The following is a 12,161-nucleotide window of genomic DNA, read 5'->3' as shown; positions in this document are numbered from 1 at the left end:
CGACGGTCAGTTCAATGTTACCACTGTAAGTCCAGACCATCTCGGCATCGGTGTGGTCAGCATCAGAAACATAATCATCGAGGTTGATGGTCGCAAAGCTGCCACCCTCGGCAATCGTCTGGTCAGGAATATCGGTCACTACCGGAGCGGTCTGAGCAAAGGCACCCACAGCCAACACAGTTATCAGGACCAGAGTATATAGTATAGTTTTCCCAAACATTATCTCAATTCCTCCCTGTCCGCTATTTCAAAAAGAGCATTTTCTTGGTCTGTCGATCGTTTTCAACTTGCAGTTTGTACAGGTAGATTCCAGTGGCCACCTGCCGGCCACGGTCGTTGGAAGCATCCCATACAACCTGGTGGTTTCCGACGGGTAGTTTTTCATCTATCAGCAGTTTTACATGCTGTCCAAGAATGTTGAAAATTTCCAAAGAGACATGTTGCATACCGCTTCCGTCGCCATCGATAGAGAACTCAATGGTCGTAGTTGGATTGAACGGATTAGGGTAGTTCTGCCTTAGATTGAAGGAACTCGGTAAGGCAGGTTCAAATCCCTGTACCCTGACGGCAGAAGCCGTGGATGTTGACAGGAGTACATTGCGCAGGTTAACTTGCGACTCCTCTCCCTCGACATCTTTGGCGCGAGCCAGAACAGGTATGCGAATCAGGTCGGCCGATCCTTCCTGGATCATAGCCTCATCTTTGAACGGGTTGGTGAAGTGCATCAGGATCTTCATTTTTCCGACACCGTTGTCTTTATAGCTCATGATCAGTCCATCGGCATCTTCGGTAGTCTCTGGACTACCCAGGAGAATAGTTCTCGGATTGTAGGCAATATCAATCTCCACACCAGCTATGGCCTCCGGAAGTTCCGATTTGACCACGAGCACATCCGCTGTACCATCAAGAGGATCTTCAAACTGAATTGCCACGGTGGCCATGTCGGATCCAGTAAATTGCGCTGGAGCGGGTGAGACAGGGATACCAAAGATTAGATTGACCACTCCCACCAGATCAAAGACATCGACGATACCATTGGTGACGACGTCGGCCACATCAAACTGGCGTCCTGTCAGGGAGTAATTGCCAAGTATCTGAGCTACAATATTGACCGCGTCGGCGACATCGACGTGTTGATCCAGGTTGACATCACCCGGTCGGTCCACCTGGATGATACCCGAATCAGTCACCATCGCCATTGATGGATAGTTCGGATCAGGGTTTATGGATTCCCATCCATTTTCGATGTAAACTGAGTAGTTTCCTGGGGGAGCCAGGGAATCTATCGACATCACCATATAGAGGATTGCAGTACTGTCATTCTGGCCGGGCACGATAGAATCGTTGTCCATGCCAAAGGTCACCACTCGGACCTCGCCGGAAGTGCCCCCGATATCATCATATACTACGAAACCATCAGTTCGGAAGGTAGTTATCACCGAATCAAGGTCGAAATAGTCAGCGTCATAGAGAAAGTCAAACTGCACACCGTAGACCGTCTGCGCGGTCACCAGATCGATTGGCAGGAGAATGGATTTCTTGCCAGCTAATCCACCTGCCGGGCTGCCCTCAGGAGTGGAGGTTGTAAACAGGATATCGAACTCGATCTCATCTACCGTGATTGATACCGTGACGATATTCGAAGTACTCCCGATGGCATCCTGGGCCTGGAACTGGATGGCATAGGTACCGGCCTGTCCGCGAGCCGGCGTGAAGCTGAAACTTCCCTGTGTTGAGCCCACTCCTGACACCTCACCTCCGACACCAAAACTGGCGTTGGTCGGCAGGCTAAGAGCCCTTAAAGTCAGTGCGTCACCATCAGCATCCGAGGCCGACACGGTAAACGCGACATTCTCTCCTTCGGTAATTACATAGGAGCCAGGGGACACCGAAGCTACTACCGGGGCGTTGTTATCGCCCGGACTAGTGACCGTTACTGTTGCTACTTTCGGGATCGCCGAGCCAGAGGCATTGCTGGCGCTGATAATATAGGTTGTCGTCACTGAGGGATCGACTAGTCTTGTTCCGGTCGGTCCACTCACCGTACCAATGCCATTGTCAATGGTGATTTCCGTGGCGTCGGATACACTCCAGGCAAGAGTCGAATTACTCCCCTGCATTATTGATGTCGGGGTGGCTGTAAAATAGTCAATCACCGGTGGCGAAGTGGCTAGTGTATCAACTATCACCCGCCCCCAATCCAGTTGTACAACGGTTTGGAGACCTTCAAAGTTCGAATAAGCGTTGTTTTGGCAACCGATAGAAACCGGTGGAAAAGACTCCGGGTCAATAATATCTTCTTCGTAGAAATTGATATTAATGGCATCGCCATGCTGAGCTGCAGGGTCGATATGCATCGGGAGAGTAAGAATAATAGAAGTGCCCGAGTCGGCCCCAGGAGAAGGATCGACATAATTGATCGGCATACCAAGGACCTTCAGCCGCAGATGAGTGGAGAACTCAGAAGGGTACTCCTCTTCCTCTGCAACAATTGGGTACGTTTCGGTCGTGTCCAGAAAACCGGTTACATTCCACTGGTAGAAGCGGGTGATCCCGATGATCACCGTTCCGGTTGAATCCCAGCCGGTATCAATACCCAGAACCAGCGGATGCAGCAGGGTTGTATCGAGATCCAGGAATACCTGGAAAGCCTGGACATTGCGTCTGATGTCGAACTCAATAGGAACATTCACAATCGAGTCCGGTCCCCCGGAGACATTAAGAATAGCGAATGTATCTAAGTGGCTCGGCAGAATGTCCGCACAGGCGGCCCCCGCCTGGGATTGACCAGCCAATCCCAATATCAAGACGAGCAATAGAATGGGAATACTTACTGTTTTCATAGGTACTTGTTCCTTTGCTTATCGGACCAATAAATATCTTTTTTTTCAACCATAATGTCGCGACCGTCAGGTCGTCCGGATTCTCTGATGCAAATTGTTGCAGTTTGACCCGGATTCGAATCAACAGCATTTCCTGCCTCGGCGACTTTCGCCAAAGCTGCTATTGAGCCGGAGCCGACTCGAACCACCACGGGGTAGCTTCTCTTTATCAGAACTCTATCCATTATAAATTACTCAACCAGACAAATTACAGGTTCTCTCAGTACTTCGTACGAGCAATATGCGGACCAAATCAGTACACATATGGTTAGTCTGAGTGGTCACTTTCTGACCAAACTCAACCCTTCAATAGAGGGCTACAGACACTTCCATTGTGTCTTTGTAACAACGTGCCCATTAAGGGCTTACGGAAAATTGTCCGCTTCTGTTCAACTCTTGAGCAGTAGGACGATCAGAACCCCCTCATCAATTCAGGAGCCGTTCTTTTAGAAGACCAAAGTAGGTACATAATCTTGTTTGAAACATCCCTGCAACCCCGCAACCGGTTGCACAATATCCCGGCCAATACCGGCCATAACCTCCAGATACAAAAAAGGATGACCTTATTTCTTTGTGTCTCCCCTCGGAGCCTTACAAACGGTATGGTCATCGTAATCATCAAACTTGCCTATCCTGGCTTTACTAGTCAATTCACTATCTAGTTTTCGATGTCTCTCTCCTATTCTTATCCCCCGGAAAGGGATTAACCTTTCCGGGGAATTATCAAAACCACAAAAGGGTCTGATTACTTAACCATCACCATCTTCTTGGTGTCGGAGAAGTCACCGGCATTCAACTTGTAGAAGTAGATACCGGAGGACCAACCGGCGCCGTCAATCACGAGCTCAACATTGCCAGGCTGAGCGGTACCAGTGTAGACAGCGACTTCCTGACCAGTGATGTTATACACTGACAGAGTATAGTCAACAGCCTTCGGTACGTCGAAGCTGACAACGGTGGTCGGGTTGAACGGGTTCGGGAAGTTCTGGTTCAGCGAGAAGTTGCTCGGAACCATGTTGACCTTGACCGGAGCACCTTCGTATGTGGCCAGCTCAATGCTCACAACGTTACCGTTGGAGTTCATGAACTCACCTTCGAAGGTCTGGTTGGCTTCCATGGAGTAGACCAGAGCGCGCGTGACATTAGCCTCGGCGTCGTAGGCATACTTCAATTCCATGTTATCAGCCAGCAGCTCAGGGGCAGCATTACCTTCGATTACGACAAAGGCAGCGCCCATCTTGCTATCAACCGAAATGGCACTGGCGAACGTCACAGAAGCGTCGATCGGAGCCAGTTTCGGGTAAGCCAGAGCGTCACCAACGATGACACGGATCAAGTAGACGAGGTCACCAACCGACAAGGCGATACCATCGGCATTAACGTCAGATGCAGCAACTGCAGCCTGGAATGCCTCTTGAGTGGCGTCACCAAAGACCTGAAGGCCATACACGAAGTAGTTCGTGTACAGTACAGCGTCAGCGATTTCGTATGCGATGCCGTTCAGGTTCAGGTCACCACGATCATCAATGGAGTCGGCACAAGCAATGTCGATTCCACCGTTGATGAAGTCGATGAAGCGTTCCGGAACCGGCTTGTCGTCTCCGCCACCTTCCAAACATGGGTCATCCTGAGCACCGAAGTACGTCGGCCAACCAAAGGTCGGATTAGTGATCTCACCATCATAGACATCCCAGTCCTGATCGAAATCAAAGACATAGCGGGAGATGGCAGTCTGCACACCGTACGGGTTCGGATCGATCAGTTCGTGATAGGCAATGGTGTTGTCGCCACAGTCCATCCAGTAGAACCGAATCGGAACATACTGACACTCGAAAGTCCGGTCATCGGTGACCAGGAAGTCGAGCGAGAACAGCGTGTAAGGCATGTCGAATTCACCCAACAGCGAGTAGCAGTCAGGATGGTTAGGACCATTGTTGGTCTCAGCCATACCAACTACACGCAGCAGACCAGAAGGACAGCCGTTGCCACAGTTACCATTGTAATTGTAGCGATACGTGAAGTATTCCCATCCACAACCTGGATCAACAGTAGCTGTGTCCTGGTTGTAAATGCGGCCTTCAATTGCGGTCTGGAAAGCAAGAGCCGAAGCGTCGTAGGCGATGAGGAAATCAAAGCCCATCATTTCTTCGGTACCCTTGTTGACCGTAACATCGACCATCTCATGCTGACCCTGGTAGGTCTTATGAGTCTTAGCAATCTGAATCTCGAAAGGTGTAGCCGAGAGGACATTGACCACAAGGCTACAGCAATCCATATCCGCGCCATCAGTCACGCAAACCGTGAATATGTACGTGGAGTCACCATCAGCAGTCTCGGTGTCGAATTCGAATATGCCATCATCTGGATGGATGCCGAAGGATCCAGCACCACCAGCAGGCATAGTCGCGCTTGCTAAGGCAACCGAATATGTGAGATCGTCGCCATCAGCATCGGAACCAACAAATGTTCTCGTGGCGGTCTTGTTAGTACCCTCATTAATAGGGTCGCCACAATCAATAGTCGGGGCGATGTTGGTGAACCGAACCTGGAAATCACAGGTGTCACCGTCACCACACTGGTCGACAACCTCAACGGAAACATCAATCAAACCTTGGTTGACCAAGGCGATGCTACCGGCCAAGCTGTACACACCAGCGGTGTTAACGTCGCCAGGTGTGCCGTTGACTACAGTATAAAATACCATACCATCGTTAGGCGGGCACTTATCCGGATCGGGATCCGTTGCATCCAAGTCAAAGGTAAGGGTTGCAGTGTGGGTTGTGTCGAGAATGGACGTCGGGCAGTTGTCAAATGATGCCGGAATGTTCGGCTGCTTCTTAATCGGGAAGCAGTACGGGCCAGCCCAAGATGGGGCTACCGAACCGGCAGTTTTAAGAGACCACATCCAAGCACCACCCGGAGGATACCAAGCGGAATCGATACAGAGGAAGTTGCCTTCCTCGGCTATTCCAACCTGAGTCGTGAAGGTGTAGACATCTTCATCGAATGCTGTAGGTATGCCATTAAACATAGCAAAACCACCGGCGCCGACAGTGTCGGAACCAGTGCCGGTGCAGAAATAAGTGAAGAAGAATCCACCGTCATCGTATTCTCCAAGACCTGGATCTGTAAAGTCGAACAGAAGAGTGGCTGTCATTGGTGCAAAAGTACCACCGGGAAGTTCGCCACTGGCATCACCGGTCGATGATATGAAGACCCTGAAGCCGTTCATATGTCCAGTGATAATATCAGTGGTGTTAGTCATGTGGACAGTCCAGGTGACGTCTGTATCGACATTCACCGTAGGGGTGGTACCATCAATCCAAATACCAGTCGGATTTCCGGTTACATCTAGAACGTCCTGAGCATTTGCAAGCCCAAACGAACAGACTATCAACGCGGAGAGGATAAACACAAAAGCATTGCGTTTCATTGTTTACTCCTAATTACTTCGTTAACAGTTAGCAATGAATGCTGAGCGTTCACTTTATTCGCATTCTCCACATGGGAGGTCCCGAAGCCTAAGTCTGCCAGTGAGAGCCACCTAACTCGCAGTTTAGCCTGTGTCGGGTCAGCGAACATAAAAGAACGTTCATTCATTTGAGCGTGCGCCATAATACCTCTTTTGAACGTCCTCCTTTCCATCTATTTTCGGGTTGACGTTACACGTCGCACCGACAGGTACGACGCATTTACTATTGTGCAATAAGTTTGTTTTTTCAATTTTATGGTCATAAATCTTACCAACAAGCCTCCACATCACACGGAGCCACACCTCCAGTAAACAAGAAGGCTACTAAGTAAGTCAGATCACCAATATTGGGTTCTCCACCAGTACAGTCCAGATCCGCCACCCATAGCGGTTCCGGGGGAGGACCTCCGATGAACAGGAAGCTCACCAAGTAGGTCAGATCCGCGATATTAGGCTCAGGAGAATCATCGCCATCGATATTGCCGCAGAAGCTCGAACCTGAAACGGTAAGCGAGCCGTTATCAATAATGACCGTGAGTGTGTCGACACGGGGGGCCAATATTTCATTGATTTCAATGGAGTCGGCTGGCGGAGAAGGAACTTTCTCCCATTTCAAACATTCACTACCAGCCCACTGGGTACACAGAAAATAATTGGTATCCAAAATAGTGTCATAGACAATTCCTATCAACGAACCATCGGGACGGGACCAACTGAAATGATCGATGAACTGCCACTGGACCATTATCTGAACAGTCCGGTCGGTAGCCGTATCGGGTATATCATAGACATCAGCCAGAAGCTTGATGAGCGGGGTTTCTCCATGATTGCCCGGAGGGATTCCTGGTAGTTCTGGTTGGAATGGCATGCGGGCGATGCCAACGATATTAAGGTCGAGGCCGGTGCCCGAAAGCGAGCGGGCAGCAACATTCTGCCATCCCCCGACAAGAGTGCCAGTGGTGTCAAAACTACCGATCTGAACGTCGTTGGTATCAATATGAATGAAATCCCAGTCACCCAGTGGGTTGGTTAGTACCGAATCGATACAATCTTCACCACTGTAAGTGATGCAGTCCCAGTAGGATGTGTCAATCACGGTTGCTTCATTGGTCTGGAACGACATAATATCGGGATTGCCAAGTTGCAACCACAAATTGAAGCCAGCCACCGTATCATGGTAATTGTCCAGAGATACAGAGATCACTGTGTTGATTGTGCCCGGAGCAGCAATGGTGTCACCCACCGTGATCACTAATTCCGGCTGAGCACTGGCAGTTGGGATAGTCAGCAGAATCAACGAGAGAGCGGTGACCGAAATCACAGTTACCCTCCGCAACGCTTCACTGAAAGTCATACCTTCCTCCTTAACGTACTTGTTGTCGCTATCTAGTATCGCTATCCCTTAGCCAAGGTTCTTATAAGGCATTCCTTTGTGAGATCAGGGTCTTAATTTGGCAGACATCACTATCCCAAACGGGTACAGAAGACTCTACTCTCATCAATTAAAATACACTTCTTACAGATGTGATAAACAATTAGTAACCTGTTTGTAACTTCTTAAATCAGCCACCAGACCGATTAAAGACGAAGTACTAGACAGTTAATCTCGGAAGGATTGACTTTCGAAAAGTCAACTGAGTGCTAACCAATATGTGTGATTGCCACCTATCATCCGAGGCCAATATACGGCTAAGGGAAAATATTGTCAACAGAAAAAGGACGAAATCAAATGTTTTCTTGGCCCTTGTCCCGCAATCAAACAGGCTTATTTCTTATGCTTCCTCCTGATTGTAATCGGTTTCTCTCCGTTAGTAACGGGAAAATAACCATTGATTATGTTTCTATCTCAAGCCTTGCTTGAGCAACGAGCGTGCCACCGACAATTGGGCATTGCGGCCCTTCTTAGAACTACCTGGATGTCTCATTTCCCTACGAACTCATTTACAAGAAACAACTTAACATTGTAGCGCCGTTCACCCTCGAGCTTATTGGGAATCGTCAGCCATCATCAGTTCGCAAACGACTACCGATACGACTCTATAATCGTGCATATGTTTGCATCTATTTCGCAACAGTGTGGCTATTAGACCGCTCGTCCGGCAGATTGTGGTGGCAGACTGAAAGTACTTCCAATTGCTGGAGGGATTGGGGAGTAACCGTCTATAATATATAGGGAATCACGCTCAGCCACTTACCACATGAGTTAAAGATTGACTTCATTTCGGCGATCTATATACTAGCGCTGCAACAATCATCGTTAAACCAACAGGTGACAGACAGATGACCAAGCTATCGCCAGCTGTTAAAGAGATAATCAAGACCGTCGCTTTCTTAATTGTGGTAGGAGTAGTTGTTTTCTTCTACATGATCTATCCACTCAATCGATCCAAAGCTACCACCGGGCGTCCCGGCCTCGACGACTATAACCCGGACTCGCTGGTCGCCAACGACATAGCGGCATATATTGAGGCTGGTGTCTGCGATACTAGCCTGACCGCCACTGCCTCGATTTGTGACACATTTTGGGTTGAGACTGATGGTTTGACAACCATAGCCTGCCTGTGGCTAGTGCCCCCGGCAGGAGTCGATTCGGCAAGGGGAACGATCTTTCTGTTGCACGATGATGGTGCCGACCGTGACGCAATGGCACCTCTGGCGCGTACTCTTGTCGACTCCGGCTATTGTGTCGTGGCCTATGACCAACGTGCGGCCGGACGATCTAGTAGACAATATCGCGGCGAGGGACAGTATGAAGCAGACGATCTTCAGGAAATTATTCGTCATCTCGATCTCCGTAGTCATGTCATTCATCCGGTTGTTGTTGTCGGTTGGTCAACAGGTGCGGATGCTGGTCTGTTGTGTTCTCGAAATGAGTCCCGGATCGACGGCGTTATCGCTGTCTCGCCTTATCTTTCTTCGGAACGTTGGCTGGATGTCATCCAACAGAGACACGAAACCATGTGGTTTCCCTTCTCCAATACTATAATGTGGTGGTGGTACGAAATCCGCTCAAGCTATGCCGCCCCATTCCGCGAGTTGGAAGATATTCGTTCGGTTGCCTGCCGGACACTAGTGATGGCCGATGATGACATCCAGGATTGTGACGAAGTTGTCCGACTAAAGGAAGTCTCGGAGGCGGCTCTGCTTCAGATTGGTTCGGTGCCGATCACGGATGAAGAAATGACAATTGAGATACTCGATTTCGTCGTGGGATTGTCGGAAGTGGAATCGGAGGCTCAAATGTGATAGGGGGAGGGATCCCTCTATTCTCATTTTTCAGTACAATTGCGATAGTTATCTATAGCTGCTCGCAGGGCATCGGGAGCCAGGTTGGAGCAGTCCATCTTTCGCTCAGGTAATCCGTTTAGAGCAATGGCTACTTCTTCGCGGGTCAACTTTGATGCCTCGTCAATGTTTTTACCCACAGCCAACTCGGACGTTATTGAACTACAGGCTATAGCGGCGGCACATCCGAATGTTTTGTGTCTCACATCGACCAGTATTCCATTCTCGACCCGGATGAACATTTTCATCACATCACCGCAAGCCGGATTGCCAACCTGCCCAATTCCGTTGGGGTTCTCCAGTTCGCCAGTATTACGTGGATTCTGAAAATGGTCCAGAACAGTATCGTTGTACATGGGGCAAGGATAAGCAATTGATCGACATAAACAAGAGGGAATGCAGGCGTGGCCTGATTATATAATCGATTCGCGTTTCAGTGAGAGCTGTCCAGCCGGTTGGCCAGCAAGTGCAAGAATAATCCTACATCGGTGACAATACCAATTGTCTGCATAGACCCCCGGTCTTTCAGTTTGGTCACGACGGCTGGATTGATGTCCACGCAGATTGTCAGAATCCTCGCGGGGATCATGTTACCGGCGGCGATACTGTGCAACATTGACGACAGCATCATCACCACATCAAGATCGGCCAGAATTCGGGCGTAGTCTTCCTGTGCTTCATTCATATCGGTAATCGTCTCGGGAAGAGGACCGTCATCGCGCAACGAGCCGGCCAGGGAATAAGGAATACCAGTCTTGACGACCGAGTGCATGACCCCATCGGTAAGAGTACCCTCGGAAACAAGGTTGGCAATAGACCCGGCGCGGCGAACTTCGTTGATAGCGCGCAGATGATTACGATGGCCCATTTCAACCGGTTTGCCGGTTTTGTTGTCGATACCAAGTGAAGTACCGTAGAGATTAGCCTCTATATCATGTACCGCCAGAGCGTTGCCCGATAACAGGGCGTCGATATGTCCGCTATCAATAAGTCGCGAGAGGTCCCCAGCACCACCGGTATGGACCACTACCGGACCAGCCACCACGCCTATTCTCTTTTTATTGCTCTCTATAATGTCGGCTACCTGGTTCACTGCCAAACGGACCTGACGTTCGGTGGAGACTTCACCGGACATAAAGGTGAAGATAGAACGATCGCGCTCAACAAACTCTGGTTTGACCTTGATACCGGACAAGCCGGTGGCGACCTTGTCGCCCTTCTTTACGGATCGGAATTTCTTTATGCTGGCAACACCACCATCAACAACGATCACGCCGTCCATTCGAATTTTGTCTACTTCGATCCAGACGCCGTGGTGGCGAACCTGAGTGATATGATTGGTGGAGCTATAGAAATCCGGCGGGACAACACCGTCGGCGGGGGCGGCCTGAAGAGCAACCTCGTCGTCAGTTTCGATCTGACAACCAAGACTGGAGAGTTTCTGAAGGATAGTGTTCATGTGGACCGCAGTCTCACATGTGATTTTCAGTCGGGCATGGGAGAACTCATCGTTGTTGGTGCCAATCCGAAAATCAAGCATCTCGAACTTACCGCCATCGGCAATGATGGTGTCGAATATCTTGCGCATCAACCCGGAGTCGATCAGGTGACCCTCGGTGACAACTGTTTGTTCTATTATGAACATGTTCATTATATCGGCAGACATCGGGTGATGGATCAGTTGGGTCTGGTGCAATGGGAGATTGTCATGATCGGCAAGACTGGTCTCGCGGTGACCGGTTGTGGGAGATTGTCGCCCCCGCGAAGGCGGGGGTCCAGGTCTGTATTTTCAAAATGGGTTCGTTTGGTAATACGCACTTTTACGTTTTGGTGTAACTTTCTGTCATTGGTCGGGTAAGGCGAATTTGCTTATTGTTTCAAGCAGTGATAACGTAGTGTTTTTGGGGCACTTCCAGTAGTGTTCTGGTAGTGAATCTGCGAATGTTGGTTGTTGACGATTCATACCAAAGGGGGAAGGAGCATGAACTGGTGTGATGCTGTTGGGATAGTGCGGGGAGAATCGTCCGTGTTTTGTGATGTGTCAGTGGGTGATGCTTTATATTGACGGAACGCATAGCAAGCTACTGAGCACCAAGCGACAATATATTCCAAACGAATAATGCTGTTTGCCGAAAGATGTTCCATGTGTATATTGTCTTACAGTGATCAACAACTACGACAATACAAAACTTGAGAAGATAATACTGGTTGGGCTGGCTGCCAGTTCGCGACAGAAAGCGGCTGTGTCCGAATCGCTCGATGAATTGGCTGCGCTGGCGAAATCAGCCAGAGCCAAAGTTGTCGGACGGCGTATCCAGGTGCGGCCCCGACCTACACCCGCCTTCTATGTCGGCAAAGGATTAGTCGCTGAACTCAAGCGCATGCTGGAGGAACTGGGCGGCAACTGCGTCCTGTTCGACGATATGCTTTCACCGGCGCAGCAACGAAATCTTGAGCAGTCGCTCGAAGCCAAGGTTCTTGACCGTCCCATACTCATCCTGGACATTTTTGCCAACCGTGCC

Annotated in this window: 9 protein-coding genes; 2 read left to right on the top strand and 7 right to left on the bottom strand. The window is 49.7% G+C overall.

Going from position 1 to position 12,161, the window contains the following annotated elements:
* The 5 genes from KOO62_13670 to KOO62_13650 form a co-directional block, all read right to left on the bottom strand.
* Positions 1-220: hypothetical protein (locus KOO62_13670; GenBank protein MBU8935030.1), on the bottom strand; the 220-nt coding region annotated here is incomplete at its 3' end.
* Between the two features lie 22 nt (positions 221-242).
* On the bottom strand, positions 243-2,843 hold the full coding sequence (locus tag KOO62_13665; GenBank protein ID MBU8935029.1) for a T9SS type A sorting domain-containing protein: 2,601 nt from the start codon (positions 2,841-2,843) through the stop codon (positions 243-245).
* A complete protein-coding gene (locus KOO62_13660; protein ID MBU8935028.1) occupies positions 2,840-3,067 on the bottom strand; it encodes a hypothetical protein in 228 nt (75 codons plus the stop codon). The genes KOO62_13665 and KOO62_13660 overlap by 4 nt, the downstream gene beginning before the upstream one ends.
* A gap of 560 nt (positions 3,068-3,627) precedes the next feature.
* Positions 3,628-6,315, bottom strand: coding sequence for a T9SS type A sorting domain-containing protein (locus KOO62_13655; protein MBU8935027.1), 2,688 nt, complete (start codon positions 6,313-6,315; stop codon positions 3,628-3,630).
* 307 nt (positions 6,316-6,622) lie between these two features.
* Complete coding sequence (locus KOO62_13650; protein ID MBU8935026.1) at positions 6,623-7,708, bottom strand: hypothetical protein; 1,086 nt, start codon at positions 7,706-7,708, stop codon at positions 6,623-6,625.
* Positions 7,709-8,634: 926 nt separating this feature from the next.
* On the opposite strand from KOO62_13650, the gene KOO62_13645 reads away from it, so the two are divergent.
* Complete coding sequence (locus tag KOO62_13645) at positions 8,635-9,600, top strand: alpha/beta hydrolase (protein MBU8935025.1); 966 nt, start codon at positions 8,635-8,637, stop codon at positions 9,598-9,600.
* Between the two features lie 23 nt (positions 9,601-9,623).
* Here KOO62_13645 and KOO62_13640 read toward each other — a convergent pair whose 3' ends face one another.
* Both KOO62_13640 and KOO62_13635 read right to left on the bottom strand, forming a co-directional pair.
* On the bottom strand, positions 9,624-9,995 hold the full coding sequence (locus KOO62_13640; GenBank protein MBU8935024.1) for an iron-sulfur cluster assembly scaffold protein: 372 nt from the start codon (positions 9,993-9,995) through the stop codon (positions 9,624-9,626).
* A gap of 77 nt (positions 9,996-10,072) precedes the next feature.
* Positions 10,073-11,290 (bottom strand): TIGR00300 family protein, encoded by a 1,218-nt coding sequence (locus KOO62_13635; GenBank protein ID MBU8935023.1) that lies wholly within the window; start codon positions 11,288-11,290, stop codon positions 10,073-10,075.
* A 511-nt stretch (positions 11,291-11,801) separates the two neighbouring features.
* On the opposite strand from KOO62_13635, the gene KOO62_13630 reads away from it, so the two are divergent.
* The coding region (locus KOO62_13630; GenBank protein MBU8935022.1) for a GTPase HflX at positions 11,802-12,161 on the top strand (360 nt) is incomplete at its 3' end.

Source organism: Candidatus Zixiibacteriota bacterium (assembly GCA_019038695.1).
Classification (GTDB): domain Bacteria; phylum Zixibacteria; class MSB-5A5; order GN15; family FEB-12; genus B120-G9.
Note: the sequence above shows the minus strand (reverse complement) of the source record. Positions and strands in the feature narration are given on the sequence as shown.

What these genes read in the sequence shown, in the direction of transcription:
- KOO62_13665 (MBU8935029.1), bottom strand. Translation starts at nt 2,843, where the DNA reads ATGAAAACAGTAAGTATTCCCATTCTATTGCTCGTCTTGATATTGGGA.
- KOO62_13660 (MBU8935028.1), bottom strand. Translation starts at nt 3,067, where the DNA reads ATGGATAGAGTTCTGATAAAGAGAAGCTACCCCGTGGTGGTTCGAGTC.
- KOO62_13655 (MBU8935027.1), bottom strand. Translation starts at nt 6,315, where the DNA reads ATGAAACGCAATGCTTTTGTGTTTATCCTCTCCGCGTTGATAGTCTGT.
- KOO62_13650 (MBU8935026.1), bottom strand. Translation starts at nt 7,708, where the DNA reads ATGACTTTCAGTGAAGCGTTGCGGAGGGTAACTGTGATTTCGGTCACC.
- KOO62_13645 (MBU8935025.1), top strand. Translation starts at nt 8,635, where the DNA reads ATGACCAAGCTATCGCCAGCTGTTAAAGAGATAATCAAGACCGTCGCT.
- KOO62_13640 (MBU8935024.1), bottom strand. Translation starts at nt 9,995, where the DNA reads ATGTACAACGATACTGTTCTGGACCATTTTCAGAATCCACGTAATACT.
- KOO62_13635 (MBU8935023.1), bottom strand. Translation starts at nt 11,290, where the DNA reads ATGAACATGTTCATAATAGAACAAACAGTTGTCACCGAGGGTCACCTG.